The sequence below is a fragment of the Bradyrhizobium tropiciagri genome (assembly GCF_018130505.1).
Taxonomy (GTDB): domain Bacteria; phylum Pseudomonadota; class Alphaproteobacteria; order Rhizobiales; family Xanthobacteraceae; genus Bradyrhizobium; species Bradyrhizobium tropiciagri_B.
The window spans coordinates 23486-40006 of record NZ_JAFCKH010000018.1; the positions used below are offsets into that span (position 1 = coordinate 23486).

Genomic DNA, 16521 nt, shown 5'->3' on the forward strand with positions numbered 1-16521 from the left:
CTGAGCTCCTCGTCCCCGATGGGCTCGCAGATGTCGCTCTCCTCGAGGTCCGGGTCGGGTTCGATCTGGTCGAGGAAGTCGACAAGATCCTTGATGAGCTGACGGGCGTGCTTTTCGAAACCGCCATTGATCGGCGCGCCTCAAGCACTTCAAGCCGGAAGGCCACTCGCTCAGTGGCATTGGCGAGTCGTATAATGGCCTGATGCCACGCGGGGTGAACGGCGACGGCGAGCGCGGCGAACGATGGGGTTTCCATGGGCTCGCCTGACGGTGTTGCAACGTGCTTCATGGATCACGCCTCCACAAGCACGCGCCGGCCGGTAGCCGGGATCGTTTCCGCGGCGCCACCGTTGAGCGTGGGGGGGGGTGATCAGTTTCGACCAGTTCGCCGGTCAGACCGTCGTCCTCGGCGGCAGCAAAGGCTGCACGGAGGAGCGGGTCGCGGAAGAGCGCAGAAAGCGGTTTTGTGGTATATTTTACGTCAGCTCTGACCATCTGGCTGTACCTTTGGTTTGAGTGAGGGCGCGCGAACGGGGAATGCCGTTTCCCAGACCGAGCTATTGCGGGATATCGCACGTGAGCTGCAGCGCCGCGGTGACGTCCAGGCGATCGAGCTGCCATCCGCCCTGCAAGGCTTTGTCGATCGATACGTCGGCGATCGGCGTCAACAGAGCGTGGGCCGGTTGAGACACGGAACCTTACGGGTTCTCCATGGTTAGCCTACCGTTCCGGGCAGGACTGAATGGATTGAGCCATGGGACAAATCCGACGCCACGTCGTCCAGACGGAAACCTTAGAAGAGCGGCTTGCCAAGCGCGCCGCGGACTTTCGCAACCGGGCCCAACATCTTCCACCGGGCGTCGAGAGGGAGGCGCTATTGAAGCGAGCCCGCCAAGCCGAGACCGGCGCTCACCTTACCGAATGGCTACAGTCTCCCGGCCTCCAGCCGCCGACGTAGCGCGTATCAAAAGATTCGCCGGCCGAGGAACGAATGTTCACTTTCAACTGTGTCGAATACGCTTGAATAGTACTTGAACCACTCCGGCTGCGGCTCGCCTACGTAAAAGCGAATCCCGCCTTCCAGTAGCGGCAACCGGAGCAACCAATACGGGCAAATCGTGTCGAACTGAGCTTCGAAGGGCCCCGCTCCGACTGAACCTGACCTTATGCATCTTTTCCGCCCGTCCGATATTGCTTTCGCGCTGCTTTTCTCGGCGCAACCGCCTCCGCTCGCACTGCTCGGCGTTAAATCCGTATTCTTCAGCGTGATGTTTTGCATGTGGCATTTTTCATTTGCCGGGACACCTAACGCGGGAACGGCCAGGGGAGGTTCCCTGTTGCCGGTGGTACACTGTCGAATGCTAGAGCAGCGCCATGGTCGTGGACGTAATTGTAGTCGGGGGCGGCCCCGCCGGTTTGAGCGCAGCTTTGATCTTGGGGAGGTCCCGCCGAAACGTTTTGCTTTGCGATGACCGCCAGCAACGCAACAGCGCCTCGCCAGAGATCCACGGGCTACTCGGATCCAACGCCCGCTCGCCTGCGCAATTCCTGCAGAACGCACGGGAAGAGGTAGCCGGCCATGAGACGGTCTTGCTCCGCCGGACCCGTGTAACAAAAATCGATCCGTCCGATGGCGCTTTCAAGTTTGCCTGTGCCGATGGGACGACCGGCATTGCCGCAAAAGTTCTCCTGGCGACAGGGCTTATCGACGAGCTCCCCGAGCTTGCGGGTATAGAGGCCCTTTACGGCATCTCGGTCCATCACTGTCTCTATTGCGACGGCTACGAATACACCGGCAAACGGGTTGTTGCCTACGGCAAGGGTGATAAGGGCGCGGATCTTGCCGTGATGATTAAGCACTGGGTCAAGGACGTTGTGTGCTGCAGCGACGGAACGGAAGTCAGCGAGCAAGCGGTCACTCGGCTCAGGCAGCACGAGATCACGCTGCGCAAGGAGCGTATCCAGTCGCTGGAGGGCCCGGGGGGCGCGCTTGCAAGGATCCACTTTGAGAGCGGATCCGGTCTTGCGTGCTCCGGTCTGTTTTTCTCGACGGGCTGCCGCCAAGCGTCCGATCTTTCAACACACCTCGGCTGCAAGCGTGACGAAAAGGGAGGCATCATCACCGACCCGGCAACGGAGGAGACCAGCGTACCAGGCGTGTATGTCGCGGGCGATGCGTCGCGCGACGTTCTGCTCGTGGCGGTCGCCGTTGGCGAAGGCGCGAAAGGCGCGGTCGCCATCAATAAGGCCTTTCTCAGGCGCGACGGGCTCTGCGACTAGCCGTCGCCTTCCCGCCCTCTCCTGGCGCCTAGCGCATCTCCTTTTCGGCCCGGGGAAACCAGCGAAAGGCGCCGAGGATATTTGATCCCAAGCAGAATGACGTTGTGCACGATCAGGGATGTTTTGCTTTCAAGCCCTCCGTCGGCCATCCAGGCAAGCGAAGCGACCGGCAAAGCCGTCAACCGTATGCGGCACGTCCATTACGGCTATTTACAGGCTTACAATTTCCTGGGCGCGAATCACGATCTCCTCCTGCGAAAGCTCGCGCTGCAGCCGCGTGGGCAACGAACGCCAGTAGTCTGGTGCGAGCTTTGCCGCCATAACCTCCACGACGACGACCCGACCAGCAATGCGTGACCTTACCAAGGGCCGGAAATGAGCCCGCGCGACTAGCTCTCGAGTTTCTGGAAACGGTCGTCAGCGTCGTCCGCCTCACCACTCTTATGATCCTCACCATCGACGAGTACGTAATTCCTCCGTCCCGGACCCGGCTGCAGGCGACCGACGCGGCGACGTCGCATTCTTTGTCCTCCGCCAGTGGCCCCGCCGCCGGCATCACATCAATATCCGTCCAAATCGATTTGCTCTCATCGGCCTTCCAAAGGAGCAAAACGCCCGCTTTAGCAGCAAGTTTCCGTTCTCGCAGAGCGGACGAGAGAAGCAGGCCGCCGTTTGGCCACGTTTCTCTGCCGACGTCACGGCGCTGCCGAAGATTGCCAGGCTTTGGGCTATCGAGCGCAATGAGTCAGCGTGAGATAAGCTGAGAAGGGTGTTGTTGCGACTCTTTCCGCCACACTTTCGCGCGAGAGCGAAATTCTGAACTCACTGGTCGTCGCAAGAAAGGCGGCTATGGCGCCCTTCCTGCAGATTGTTGAGAGACCTAGCAGTCGTTTCCAGTCGCCACCTTTGCGCCCTGCGCCTCTTGCGCGGCCGTCGGCATCCCCTGCGTTTGCCGCTGCGCGTCCTGCGAGGATGTCGCCTCATTGCCTGCCGCCTTGTTCATGGACGCGGTCGGCGGATGCTCATTTCCGCGCGCGGCCGTGCCGTGGTCTCTGACTGCGAGGCGGCGCCCGGGGTTGGGCCCGAGCCAGCGTCCTTGTTTGCCATAGTGCAGGGGCCCGCCACTGCGATGCCGTAACTGAGGAGGAACGCTGCGCAGCCTGTGAGAACAGTTAGTCTTGAATTTATGACCGGAGCTCATTGAATGAGAACCATAGACAATCGCACCGGTAAACTCGGAGTTCCTAATCGACCACCTTCGGTTAGGCGCTTGCAGAGCGGGCGAACTCAGGCTTTCATGGATGCGGCTGGCGTCTTCGGCGTCGCGTGCTTGCTTGAAAAACTCATTGCGCAGATTGCAGGGCGACATGGTTGGAGCGTGCGCTCGTTTTGCAGTTCCAGCATTTGCTTATGTGAAAGAAACGGCCCTAACGCGCAGGTGCTCGCCGACCCGCCGGAGCCGTCCGGCAGGAGCGCCATAGGAACGCTATCGTCACTGGGCTGGTAGTACCGACTGCGCACCCGGATTACCCTTCCAGTGGGATGAAGCAGGCCGGCGCCGACCTGTTTGCATAGAGCCGCCCTAGCATCTTGTTGGTGGCCGTGGAGGCCAATGCTAGGGCCGTCTGCCTCCCTGTCGTCGAGACCAAGCAGGTCCCGCGATGATGCGCCTTCTGGCGAACACCGCATTTGCTTATGTGAATCGGCGATTCGCCAGATAGGCCCGCAATTCCTATCTTCTGGCTATGCCCATAACGCGCAAAGCCGGTCGAGATCCGGCCAGGCTGCCCGTCAGTTCGTTGCCGATTGCAGTCCTACCTTGCTGAACGCGATGTTTCGTGACGCGAACAGATCGCCGCCGGCACTCGACACATGCTGCTTCAGCATATGCCGCGCAGAATGAAGCTGCGCGTGACCGAGATCGCGGAACTTTTCAACCAGATGAGGTCGCTGTCATGAACGCGGTCTGCATCCTCCGCGACACTGCGGTGGGTGTGTGAACTTCACCAAGATCAGCCGTGGACCGGCAATCACGCGTACGAACGCGCCGGTCGAGGTACTCAAGCGCTGCGGCAACAATCTTACTCGGGACAATGTCATGAAGGTGGTCGCCAACCTCGATTTGGAAATTGATGGTTTGATTCCCGGCATTCGCGTGAAAAACACCGAGACGGATTTTCATCCGATCGACCAAGTGCAAATGATGCGATTCACTGGCGAGCGGTGGGAGGCATACGGCGCGATATTGGATGGGAATAAGATGACGGCGCAAATGCCTGCAGCCAGCAACAGCAACAAAAAGAGCAGGATAGCCCACGAACTACGGTCGCTCATGACGCCTCAGTTGGCGGTCTGTTTCGTTTCAGCTCGGCTAACAAAAAAGTGGCCCCGGCATAAAGAAAGCAGGTCGCGGGCCAGCAGACGCCGGTTTCAGTCCGCCTAATCCATTTCAGCCCCGGACAGGCGAAGAACTGAATTCGCGGTGAAAACCACCAAGGTCTGCACCGAGCAGTAGGCTTTTCTGGAGTACCAAAATGCCCGTTGTTGCTGTGGGGAGCTCCTACGCTGATTATTATTGGCGGTGCTGGATACTGGCTGCTTCACATGCACTAATCAATCGGCGATCAGAAACGGCTCGTCCCGACTGGACGGCCCGTTCGGCGAAACAGTCGGACTAGCGAGAGACACAAGACAATTGCGACTCGGTGGTTCACAGGTATAAAGCTGCAGACCTCCTGCCGAACCATACGACTACTCGCGATCGACCATGCTGTGTCGTGTGGTGGAGGGGATAACTGTTTGACGCGTCCCATTACCTTGGCGATGTCGGTGGGCTCTGCTGGCAGGAGTAAGCGAGGGCTCCATTTGCGGTCCTAGGCGGCGAATTCAATTTCTTCCGTGCAAAACGAAAATCATATCTCCCCGTGTTGATTGGCTCACTTCAATCTTCGCAATCAAGCGCGTCTCGCCCATGATGACCGGTCGTCGCCTTCAAGAACGGCTCTACGCCTGAGGTGATCGACGATGGACTTTCGGGATTTGTAGTGTGTACCATCCAGGAAGCGGACGGCCGCTCCGAGCTGTCTGTGCGCACAATGGTCCCCGGATCGACCTGCGGTGCGTGCGGCGCGTGGGTGGAGCGAGCAGCCAGAAGACTCTCTTGGTGCGAACGCGTCGCCTGCAGTCCCGGCTCGAACGCGTGTCGGCCTTAATAATGTGGATGGAGCGCATGAGCATCTTTGGAAGGCAGCAAGGTACTCTGGTCCCTGTCCACGAGGACAACGCAAACACCAAGGACTGGCTCATTCTTCTTGAAGCGGCCACCATCGTCGGGCACGAACGCGAAAAACTGCGCGTTGCCCTCACTACACAGGACCGGCAGTTGGTGAAGAAGCGGAGACTTTTTCGTAAGCCGGAATTCTTTCTCGTTTTGGACGGCTATGATCCGCGGATCCACGCCCTCTACTTCTGTCCTCAACTCTACAAGCACGAAGACGGAAGTCTCGTCCCGCTGAGCGGGTCTGAGATCGGCCAATTGATGGCGAAGGCGCTGGAGGGCGGAGCGATCGAGAAGGCACCGTGGTACGCACCCGTCGACGCATTGCCCGCCGATCCCGTGATCAAAGCATCCTCTAAAATGGAGTTCGACAGCCTTGTGGTCGACCCAGCTGGCGCGAAGGCAGTCAAGACGCCCCTTACAATCGAGTCTTCGACAGATCCTGAAGCGCCGAACTAGGCCGTCAGGTTGGTTACCGCCCAGTCCAAAATGACCAAGCACGAGAATGTGCTACTGCAACGCACGCTTCGTCGCCGCCTAGCGCCTGGTCGGATTCTGCGAAAGTACACCGATCATGCGGATGTCGACTGTGAGACATCCGCGTCGGTCCAGTTTCAAACGTGCAAGAACATCTTAATTCTGCAAAGACCGAAGCTCTCACGGGCTGTGTAGGTCACTGCTTCGATCTTATTGCCGTCGAGATCGCGCACAAAGGCTCCATAATAAAATTTGCATTGTATTTTTTCCGGATGCCCGGCGCCCCATCGTCCGTTCCGCCGTTCGCCACCGCTTCCGCATGGAAGCGTCTCACTGTTTCTCGGTAGGGCGCTTGGAATGCAACGTGGACCCCGTTGCCAGGTCTGGCAGGCTCACCATTCTCCGGCGTACCGAGACTAAAGACAATACCGGATGCACCATAGTGAACGGACTGATCCGAGGACTTGAGGACGCGAAAGCCAATCAATGCCATTAACGGATCATAGAATAAACGCGCCCGATGCACGTCATTCGTTCCTATAGATACATGATGGATCATGCGCACGGTCCTCAAAAGGGGCACGAGAAGCGACTGACACCAATCAGTCGGCTTCTCTTGGGTTCGTCCGATCTCACTGTTCTTATCCGCGCGCCTGACTTGGTTTTCGATTGTTCTACCGCTGTCGACTCGGTTTGAATCCGACGCTGCGCGACGATGTTCAAAGCGCGAGGGTAGAGCTCACTGCCGCAGCGCCGTTGACCAGCATTGATTTCAGAAGCCTGACAATCTCTCCTATCCGACTGCTAATGCTTTGCGGAGCCCGGCTCCGCCATTTTCCGATGCTGTTTCGCGAGCGTCTCCGCCGGCGTCACGTTCGCCACCGCGGACTGGACCTTATTCTTGAGGCCGGTGACGACATCGCCCTCGCCATTCATCATGGCGTCAAAGCCATGGCGCGCGACCATGGCAGGATCGTCTTTTTCCTCGGAACCCACCTTGGTGTCGAGCATGGCGGCTCGCTTGAAGAACTCGGTTTCGGTCGCGCCCGGCATGAGGCAGGTTACGGTAACCTTGGTGCCACGAAGCTCCTCACGAAGCGCAAACGACAGTGAATTCAGATAAGCCTTCGACGCATTGTAGACTGCCTGAAAGCTGCCAGGCGTAAAGCCAGCAATCGAGCCCGTGATCAGAATACGTCCCTGATTCCACCGACGCATGTCGTTGCCGACCTTATGCAACAGGCTGGTCGTTCCGGTTACATTCGTGTCGATTACATTGCATATCGCGGCGAGGTCCTGATCCAGAAACGCATGGCCAAGTCCGCGCCCGGCATTCGCCATCAGTACATCGATCTGACGGCCCTTGGCAGCCGCGTGAAGCTGGTCGACGCCTTCTTGCGTTGCGAGGTCGACGTGAAGTGCCTCCACGGAACCCGCGCCGGGCTCACGTCGTAAGTTGGTGGCCGCTGCTTCAATTGCCACCTCATCCGCAGCAATTAGCAAGTCAAATCCTTCGCGTGCGCAAATCCGCGCAAACTCTAAACCGATGCCTGTCGAGGCTCCGGTCACGATTGCAAATTGCCGGTCCATCTCTCTCTCCGTTGTCTCGGATGTGCGTGTTTAATCGCGTTGGGGATCGGCCGTTCCTACGCATTAGGAACTTCGAGGCACAGTCTCGATTAGCCGTCATCCCCCGGCTGGAGTTTCCCCATGAAAGCTCTCACTTGGCACGGCAAAGGCGACATTCGGTGCGAGACCGTACCGGATCCGAAGATCGAGCACGGGCGCGACGCCATCATCAAGGTGACCGCCTGTGCCATCTGCGGATCGGACCTGCACCTCCTCGATGGCGTGATGCCGAGCATGGAGAAAGGCGATGTGGTGGGCCATGAGACGATGGGCGAGGTCGTCGAGCTCGGCAAGGACAATACCAAGCTCAAGGTTGGCGACCGGGTCGTGGTGCCGTTCACGATCTCCTGCGGTGAATGCTTCTTCTGCAAGCGTGGCTTCTATTCTGGGTGCGAGCGGTCTAACCCGAATGCCAGAATGGCTGAGAAGATGTGGGGCCACTCTCCGGCCGGGTTGTTCGGCTACTCGCACATGCTCGGCGGCTTTGCCGGCGGTCAGGCGGAATACTTGCGGGTGCCCTATGCCGATGTTGGACCTTACCAAGTTCCGGAAGACCTTACCGACGAACAGGTCTTGTTCTTGTCGGACATCTTTCCAACCGGCTACATGGCTGCCGAGTTCTGCAACATCAACGGCGGCGAGACAGTGGCGGTGTGGGGTTGCGGCCCTGTAGGGCAATTCGCGATCAAGAGCGCGTTTTTGCTGGGCGCCGAGCGCGTGCTGGCGATCGACACCATTCCGGAACGCCTGGCGCTCGCTGCGCAGACGGGGGCAACGGTGCTCGACTTCAAGAAGGACGACATCTTCGATCGCATCCAGGAATTGACCGGCGGCCGCGGCGCCGACGCCTGCATCGATGCCGTAGGAACCGAACCTGAAACGATGGCCAGCATTGGTTCTGTGATCGACCGGATCAAGGTCGCGACGTTCATGGGGACAGACCGGCCGCACGTCCTTCGTCAGGCGATCGAATGTTGCCGAAATTTCGGTACGGTGTCCATCGTCGGCGTCTACGGCGGTTATCTGGACAAGATTCCTATGGGCAGCGCGATTAATCGCGGCCTCACATTCCGGATGGCCCAGACACCGGTTCAGCGTTATATGCCGAGGCTAATGGAGCGCATTCAGAAGGGTCAGATTGATCCATCTTTCGTCATTACCCATCGCGCAACGCTCGAGGAGGGACCGGAGCTTTACAAAACTTTCCGCGACAAGAAGGACGGTTGCATCAAAATCGTGATGAAGCCTTTCGGACCCTGACGGCTTGGGCCTATCCGAGCGGATCAAAATGGAGAGCACTGACAAATATTTTGAGCGAAAGTTCGAAGAACTGAACCTTTTGAACAGCTGTCTGACTGCACCGTTGTTGGTGGATCGCCCGAATTCGATCACTGAGGTCATTCGCAAGAAATTCGAATTGACCGCGGCTCTCAGGGCCGACCATGAACTCCAGGAATGGAACGCCACAGAGACGGCTTGGGCCATCGTCCAACCAGCGGCCCCTTCAAGTTCCGGTACGACTATCAACGCGCGGACCTTACCGTGGAGGGACCGTCATTCTATGAGCTCGATGAGGAGCTCGTTCGGCAATCGATTTATACGGCGTCCGGCATGGCCGCGATTGCTTCGCTTCTGTTTGCATACTGCAAATCGCTCGGAAGCGCGGAGGTCATTGCATTAAAAGGTTCTTACGGGGAAACACTGGAGCTGGATCCACAACTATGCTCGTCAGTTACGGCTCGTGGTTGGGTCGATCGACAATTTAAGCATCCAGAGTGACAGTCGCCGGATTTTGCTGCTGGATTCGTGCATCTCATCCCGCGACTTCCGCGATGCCGTGAATTCCACAAGGCCACTCTTCGACCTCATCATCTTCGATACGACCTGCTTTACCAACAGCTCAGGTCGCATTGAGCAGGTCGTTCGGTGGTCGCGTCGCTGGGCGATACCCTTAATTTTGGTTAGAAGTCACAACAAGCTGGATTCATTGGGCGCGGAGTATGGGCGGCTCGGCTCCGTTACGTTTATCCGCAATGAATGCGCCACAAAGGGTTTGGCCTCCTCTAGTCTCGAAGCGCTTCTCAATGAAACAAGCGACGCTATCAGGCTGTTGGGCAACGCTGCCCTGCCGGCCCACTTTCCGCCTTATGTTGGCACATTGCCCTACCGCCTTTTGACAAAAAGGCGTGCGACATCAATTCTGCAAAATGGTCGCTTTGCCTCTCGGTATTTCGCCGCGAAACTGCGGGGCTTGCCGTCGCAATTGCAGCCCGTCCACGGCGTTTACGTCACCTTGGGATCGCTTTGGATTTGACTTCGCGGCAGCGGAGTGGTTCCACGACCTGGCGGCGGATCGCTATAGCGTCCGCCTAGCTGTTCCGGATCTCCCCTCGGACCTCTGGAGCGAGCTGACCAGAACCATCGGCGATTCGTGGCTTGCTTCAATCGACTGATTCTGCATCCAGAATACCTATCGAGGTCGAGCGTCGATCTGGTCATCCCTTGGTGCAAAAAACGCAATACCGTGAGACTCCCCTCGCATTCCTGGTTACCGACCCTCACGGATTCCCGACGACTTCGTGCCGCGAGAGATCGGCCAAGCCATCAACGCCGGCTATCCATGGCTCGAGATCCGCTGCTCGCGCTGCAAGGCGCCGCGTTCGGTCGAGCTCGCCGCCCCCCACGCCGCCACCATCTGCGTGCACGATCTCGCCGCGCGATTGCGCTGCGTCAAATGCGGCAAGGCAAGCAAGCGACCGCCGAGCTGCTGCACCTGGCGTCCCGCGAAAGAGCTGGTCATCACCGGCTTGACGCGGCGCCGCGACACCGGTTTCGCCGGGGAGAAGTGGAACATCTCTTACGACGGCGGCGTGCGCGTCGGCTCGATTGGACAGCGCGTCGGCGTACCGAACCACTCGACCAGTGGGAATGGAAGTGCGGCTTCTATCGAGAGCGCGATCAGCAGGAATGGAACGAGCGCAAGCAACCATATGGGCGCGCGCCGAGCTACAGCCTTCTCAACAGCCATCGTCGCCAATGCGATGTGCCTGCGGCGCGTTGTTTGATCGCCACGTGTCCGCCGAGATTTGGCGCCGTGCCCCGCACATCTACGCCGCACAACTGCCCGATGGAATTCGTCGATGAAACACGCCACCAACCGCAAATACGCCGATCCGGAACAAGCCGCTCGCCGCCTGATGGAGCATGCCCGCGCCTTCGAACCGGTGCAGGACGGCCGAATCTACATCGGATCAAGGCCCGCTTCTGTTCGAGGACAAAGCACGCCGGCCGAATATTGCGCGGGGCTGAAGCTGTCGATTGAGCGCGATTGGCTCGCGGCGCACGAGAGCGGAACCTATCTCCGCATGAAGCAGGCCGGCAGGCAGCGGTCATTTTGAAAACTGACAGAAAGATTTCTCAATGCTTCGCTTGGCGCGCTGGTTGGGGTCTCTGGGGCGCCTCGGCACCATCTTTAAATAGCTCTCGCACCTCGCCGGCCTGAATTGCCAGCACCTCCACCTCACGCTTCCTGAGGCGCGCACCGGTCAGGACAACGGTCCATCCTTCCGGGATCGAGTTCAGAACCCTCAAGACCGCCTCCTCCGGGGAGGTGGCACACACCCAAATCCGGAACGTATTGTCATCCGTCCGGACGCGGACCAGATGCACAGCGGCGGAGCGGGCCATTGGCAGAGTATGCGCTGTCGACAGTCAACGCACCAGAGCGGAACCCCGCCACAATTACTGATCGACTACCCGGAGCCGACCTCTGCATAAAGCGGCCCCAGCATTTTTGGGGGCGCGTGGAGCCTATGCTGGGGCCGTCTGCCCACCCCGTTGTCGAGACCAAGCAGGCAACGACAGGCTGCGCTTTCGAAGGGAGAGGCGCATTTGCATATGTGAATCGGGAGCGATTGTCCCCATGACGATGGCGCATCCCTCGGCGCTGCGGGCTTGATGCTACTCCTCACCCCCCGATGCCTGTCTTCTGGCGGGCCCCCCTGGTTGCGGAGTTGCGTATGCATCAGGCCAGCTGGATGCCGGCCGCTCTGCCCGGAACCGATCAGGCCGTGTATCTAGTCGTCGATGATTTTGGCCCGACCGGCCGCGCCTGGCGTGAGGTCCATCTCGAGACCACCGACCTCGAAACCGTCATCCACGCCATGCTTTCCGGCGAGTACCATGATCCGATCAGGGTCGTGGCCTTCAATACGACAGAGCGCTGGTCCGAAGACGTATCCGAGGACGTCGCCCGCGAGCTGCAGCGCCGCTGGGACCTCCAGCTGATCGACGTGCAATCGGGCGTACAGGGGCTTCGTCGATCGACACATCGGCGACCGGCGCCAGTTCATCCTGCGGCTGGTCTAAGCGCCCTCAAAGCGGCATTCGATCACGACGAACTAGGCCCGCGATCCTGAACCTGTTCAGGGTCGTCAACCGCTACGTCGGCAACCTCGCGCCGATGCCGGGCGTCTTCCCCGACTACCCTGCCCCGGTGATCTGCAACGCCGGCGATGATCTCGAACTGGGGCTGATGCGCTGGGGCATGCCACCCCGCCGCGCACGGACGGCACGCCGGTCACCAACATCCGTAACACGTCCTCGCCGCACTGGCGCGGCTGGCTGAAGCCCGAGAGCCGCTGCCTGATGCCATTTAACAGCTTCGCGGAGTACGCGCCGGAGCCAAACCCTAAGACAAAGAAGAAGAATGTCATCTGGTTCGCGCTCGACGACGATCGGCCACTGAGCTGATCGACGACGTCCAGCAAGACCGGGCGAATTTCGACCACATCCTCGTCTATGACGTTAGCCGCTGGGGACGGTTCCAGGACGTCGACGAAAGCACCTATTACGAATTCATCTGCCGTCAAGTGGGCATCAAGGTTTGCTACTGCGCCGAGGAGTTCGACAACGATGGCAGCGTCAGCGCGAGCATCGTGAAGAATCTCAAGCGGGCGATGGCGGCGGAATATCCGCGGAAGCTTTCGGTCAAGGTGCTCGCCGGCGCCTGCCGCCTCGCCAGCCTTGCTTTCAAACAGGGCGGCGCCGTCGGCTATGGACTGCAGCGTGAGCTGGTCGACGAAGATCGGGTTTCGAGAGGCATTTTGGGCAAGGGCCAGCGCAAGCACCTGCAGACGGACCGCGTCCTGGGCCGGCCCGGACCGGAGACCGAGCAGCGCATCGTCGCGCAGATCTTCCGGGAATACGTGGTTCACCGCCGGTCACAGGCGTCGATCGCGCGCCTGCTCAACAACGAACAGGTGCCCAACCATCGCGGAACGCCCCTGGTCCGACACGATGATCCGCAACATCCTCGCCAACGAGATCTACATCGGTAACAGCGTTTATGATCGAAATACCGGCTTAGGCAGGTGATGAAGAAGAATCTGCCCGAAATCTGCGTCAGGGCTATGGGTCTGTTCGAGCGATGATCGATGAGAGCATCTTCCGTCGCGCTCAGCAGTTGCTGAAGGAGCAATATGTCAGATTGTCAGATGAGCAGTTGCTGAAGAAGTTGCGCGAGGCCCTGGCAGCCTACGGGAAGCTGAGCGTTTCGATCTCGATCATGGCGGCGACGGACGGCATGCCGAGCCCGCCCTTAGGTTCGGCAGCCTGCGCGAAGCCTTCCGCCGGCTCGGCTACGTCAACTCCGAGCGCGATTCGATTACCTAGACGCGCGGCAACAATCCGACGCCGAGTTGTTGAGGCAGGCCTCAGATCTCGCCACCCGCATTCGAGCACTCGGCGCCGGAACGTTCGGTGTCGAATCGAAGGTGATGACCATTGACCGCAGGCTCGCTGTTTCGCTTAGCAGGGCGCGCTACAACATTGCGCCGACCCGCGCACCCACGTGGCTGGTCCATCGACGGATCGTCGAGCCGGCCGGGCTCATTCTGGCGTTCAGACTGGATCAGGCACGAACAGAGAGGCCATTGACTACTTCCTGCTGCTCCTTGAGCAAATGGCCAAGAAGCGGATCAGCCTGACGGCCACTTCCCGGTCGCGGTTCGCGGCCTATCGCTGCCCGACAATGGACGACGCCCTGCGGGCCGTCATGACGAACGTCACGGCCCTGCCGGTGAATTATTAACGCGTGATAATAATGCGACCGCAGTAGTAAGCCGGTCGCTCGACCGGTCAAAAACGGACCGCAAGAGGCATGCTGCAACCAGCCTCGACGTGCGCAACCGCTATTAGGAACACCTGCCCGTGGAGCTGGTTGCCCAGCCTCTTATCATGGAAGGAGCCACTCAATGAGAATTGCAAAGATCGCGTTGGCTGCCGCTTTCATCTTCGGATCGGTTGCTGCAGCAACAGCACAAGGCGCTGGCGGGGGCGGCGGCGCCGGCGGAGGAGCTGGCGGCGGAAGTGGTGGCAGCGGTGGTGGTGGCGGAGATTCTCCCGCAACGACCAGCGGTCAGGGAGCGTCGAGCAGCCCAAGGTCAGCAAACCCTGGAGCTACTCTCAACGACCCGAAGTCGAGAGAGGGTTCTATGTCGAAAGATCACATAAAGAAGTGAGTCATGAGGACCGGCGCGGCGAACGAGCGTCGCGCCGGTCTTTACCTTTGATACTTTCTATAGACCCGATACTTTCTTGGACGGCTTGCCGCCGATGCATAGAGCGACATGAGTTTACCTCCTTCGCGTGACGACCGGCGACAGACATTCAGACCTAGCTTGCCGCCTCCTCTGAAGCGAGCGCTCGAGCTGGTAGTGACTACAATCGCCGTAAGGCGGAACACCACACGGTCTGACACTAGAAGCAAAGCTCAGCCGCGAATGTCCGCTCGTGCTCGGCCCAAGATCGCGGAGTTCGGCACTACCAGATGAATAGCTGCCGAAGTCTCCGCGGGTGCGGCATTCGCGAAGCCGCTGAATAGCAACTAACGGTCTCTACGAGCATTTGCCTCCCGCAACACCTTACGGAGGACAAAAACATGTTGCGAGTTTTCGCATTTGTAGCCCTTGCAGCTTCCTTGTCTACAGCGTCGGTCTCGGCGCAGACGCCGCCGGCGCAAAGCGGTCCGAACAACAACGCCGTTAACAGCTCCAGTGAGAACAACTCAAACGCACCGGTCGCTGGCCGCAACAGCTTCACCGAGGGACAGGCAAAATCGAGGATCGAAGCCGCCGGCTATTCCGATGTCTCCGATCTCAAGAAGGACGACAGCGGCGTCTGGAGAGGCAAAGCCAAAAAGGGAGACAAGCAGATCGAAGTCAGCCTGGACTTCCAGGGCAACGTGAACCCAGCGAACTAAGAAAGGAAGACCCTATGAGCACGACAGTTTCTCGCCTCTACGACAACTATGCAGACGCCGAACGGGTCGTTAGCCAATTGGAGCAGAACGGCATTCCTTCATCAGACATTAGCGTCGTCGCCAATAACGGCGAAGGACGGTACGGCCGAGACGGCAAGGTCGATCGCGACCGTGACGGTGTCGACGATCGAGCGGAAGGAGCCGGTACAGGTGCAGGCATCGGCGCCGGCCTGGGCGGAGCCGCAGGTCTGCTCGCGGGGCTCGGCTTGCTGGCGATCCCCGGTTTAGGGCCGGTCGTTGCCGCTGGCTGGCTCATCTCTACGGCAGCTGGCGCTGCTGCGGGCGCGGCAACAGGCGGAATCATCGGCGCGTTGACGCAGGCAGGCGTTCCGGAGGAGGAGGCTTCGCGATATGCCGAGGGCGTTCGTCGCGGTGGCACGCTCGTTTCAGTTCGCGTCAGCGAGCAGGATCGAGGACGTGCCGAAGCTGTTCTCAACCAGTCCGCAGTCGATATGGGCAGGCGTACAGCGGCGTGGCAACAATCGGGTTGGAAGCGCTTCGATCCCGCGGCGCAGCCGTTGAGCAGCGATGAGATACAGCGCGAACGGGAACTGTACGGCGAAGGAACGGGGTTGGGGCGCTAAAAGCGGCTCGGCTTGCCATCTCGCCTGGGAAGGCTCCGGCGCGTCTGCTCTCCTCAAGCGACCGGAGCCTTTTTCGCTGAACCAGAGCCCTGCCCGCCCGCGAAGAACGTTTCGTCTCGGAGCCTCGTACCATCGCTCGACACCCCGGCATGAACCGAGCCGTTCGAATCTCGAAAAGAAAAAGCAGATCGCCGGCAGCAAGCAATTTCAAGCCGTCCGTGACGAAGATTCGATCCGCACGCTCGATCAGCCACGGAGCACGCTCGCATTGGAACGAACAAGAGTTAGGCCAATTGAGCTTTCACTTTCTCGGAGAACAAACATGCGACGAGAATGCTTCCTCGCGGCCTTAGCTCTTGGCATGATCCCGGCGATCGCCGTAGCGGGAACTGCGGAATGGCGTCGATACGTAATCCCAAGCACTGGTGCCAGCGTTGATATACCTGTCTCGATTTTCACTGAGGACGCAGGCATCCTTGGAGATGGGGCGGGCCGGCGTTTCGTGACTAACGACCACCGCGCTGATTTGACTGTGACGTCCGTTCCCAATGTTGCGAACGATTCACCCGCCGCCTTCCTCTCGAAAATGCATCCGCCTGCGAACATTCAGTATAGGCGCGTGACATCGCGCTTTTTTGCGGTATCGAGTATCCGCGATGGAAGAACCTGGTACAACCGCTGCAACCGCACTCGCGAGTACATGAACTGCGTGCTGATCAATTATCCCGCTGCTGAGGAGCGTCAATGGGACGGGGTCGTGACGCGAATAAGCCTCTCGCTCGCCAACTAGTTATACCAAGCGATTGACTGAACCTTTGTCGAGACGGTCGCTCGTTACCTTTCGGGCTTCACGGGGTTCCGAGAAACACCATCGGACATGACATATTCACGATAAGGTTGAGGCCACCGAGCGAGCGCGATACGGCGGGATCCGTCAAAAGCCCCCGGCGGTC

At 59.4% G+C, this 16521-nt stretch carries 13 protein-coding genes and 2 pseudogenes; 13 read left to right on the top strand and 2 right to left on the bottom strand.

Going from position 1 to position 16521, the window contains the following annotated elements:
* Positions 1-1374: 1374 nt before the first annotated feature.
* From JQ633_RS33505 to JQ633_RS33515, 3 genes are all read left to right on the top strand, one after another.
* Positions 1375-2280, top strand: a complete 906-nt coding sequence (locus tag JQ633_RS33505; protein ID WP_211990101.1) for an NAD(P)/FAD-dependent oxidoreductase — start codon at positions 1375-1377, stop codon at positions 2278-2280.
* Between the two features lie 1996 nt (positions 2281-4276).
* Positions 4277-4723 carry a hypothetical protein gene (locus tag JQ633_RS33510; protein WP_211990102.1) on the top strand — a complete coding sequence of 149 codons (447 nt, stop codon included), beginning with the start codon at positions 4277-4279 and terminating at the stop codon, positions 4721-4723.
* Between the two features lie 786 nt (positions 4724-5509).
* Positions 5510-6016 carry a hypothetical protein gene (locus JQ633_RS33515; protein ID WP_211990103.1) on the top strand — a complete coding sequence of 169 codons (507 nt, stop codon included), beginning with the start codon at positions 5510-5512 and terminating at the stop codon, positions 6014-6016.
* Positions 6017-6230: 214 nt separating this feature from the next.
* On the opposite strand, the gene JQ633_RS33520 is transcribed toward JQ633_RS33515, so the two are convergent.
* Together JQ633_RS33520 and JQ633_RS33525 are read right to left on the bottom strand one after the other, a co-directional pair.
* Positions 6231-6593 carry a VOC family protein gene (locus tag JQ633_RS33520; RefSeq protein ID WP_249159845.1) on the bottom strand — a complete coding sequence of 121 codons (363 nt, stop codon included), beginning with the start codon at positions 6591-6593 and terminating at the stop codon, positions 6231-6233.
* Positions 6594-6838: 245 nt separating this feature from the next.
* A complete protein-coding gene (locus JQ633_RS33525) occupies positions 6839-7624 on the bottom strand; it encodes an SDR family NAD(P)-dependent oxidoreductase (protein WP_211990104.1) in 786 nt (261 codons plus the stop codon).
* Between the two features lie 120 nt (positions 7625-7744).
* Between JQ633_RS33525 and JQ633_RS33530 the strand changes: the two genes are divergently transcribed.
* The 10 genes and pseudogenes from JQ633_RS33530 to JQ633_RS35635 all read left to right on the top strand — a co-directional run bounded on the left by JQ633_RS33530 (position 7745) and on the right by JQ633_RS35635 (position 16358).
* On the top strand, positions 7745-8923 hold the full coding sequence (locus tag JQ633_RS33530) for a zinc-dependent alcohol dehydrogenase (RefSeq protein WP_211990105.1): 1179 nt from the start codon (positions 7745-7747) through the stop codon (positions 8921-8923).
* Positions 8924-9404: 481 nt separating this feature from the next.
* Positions 9405-9977, top strand: a complete 573-nt coding sequence (locus JQ633_RS35560; RefSeq protein WP_349631662.1) for a hypothetical protein — start codon at positions 9405-9407, stop codon at positions 9975-9977.
* A 265-nt stretch (positions 9978-10242) separates the two neighbouring features.
* The gene (locus JQ633_RS33540) at positions 10243-10728 is read left to right on the top strand and encodes a hypothetical protein (RefSeq protein ID WP_211990106.1); all 486 of its coding nucleotides are present in this window, start codon (positions 10243-10245) and stop codon (positions 10726-10728) included.
* 75 nt (positions 10729-10803) lie between these two features.
* Positions 10804-11061, top strand: coding sequence for a hypothetical protein (locus tag JQ633_RS33545; RefSeq protein ID WP_211990107.1), 258 nt, complete (start codon positions 10804-10806; stop codon positions 11059-11061).
* Between the two features lie 991 nt (positions 11062-12052).
* Positions 12053-12409: pseudogene (locus JQ633_RS35305) on the top strand (SOS response-associated peptidase); the annotation flags it as partial.
* 5 nt (positions 12410-12414) lie between these two features.
* Positions 12415-12609 (top strand): annotated as a pseudogene (locus tag JQ633_RS35625) (recombinase family protein); the annotation flags it as partial.
* A gap of 352 nt (positions 12610-12961) precedes the next feature.
* On the top strand, positions 12962-13039 hold the full coding sequence (locus tag JQ633_RS35630) for a hypothetical protein (RefSeq protein ID WP_433995718.1): 78 nt from the start codon (positions 12962-12964) through the stop codon (positions 13037-13039).
* A gap of 1564 nt (positions 13040-14603) precedes the next feature.
* Positions 14604-14924 (top strand): PepSY domain-containing protein, encoded by a 321-nt coding sequence (locus JQ633_RS33560; protein WP_211990108.1) that lies wholly within the window; start codon positions 14604-14606, stop codon positions 14922-14924.
* Positions 14925-14938: 14 nt separating this feature from the next.
* Complete coding sequence (locus tag JQ633_RS33565) at positions 14939-15568, top strand: hypothetical protein (RefSeq protein WP_211990109.1); 630 nt, start codon at positions 14939-14941, stop codon at positions 15566-15568.
* A complete protein-coding gene (locus JQ633_RS35635; protein WP_433995716.1) occupies positions 15513-16358 on the top strand; it encodes a hypothetical protein in 846 nt (281 codons plus the stop codon). The genes JQ633_RS33565 and JQ633_RS35635 overlap by 56 nt, the downstream gene beginning before the upstream one ends.
* Positions 16359-16521 lie beyond the last annotated feature (163 nt).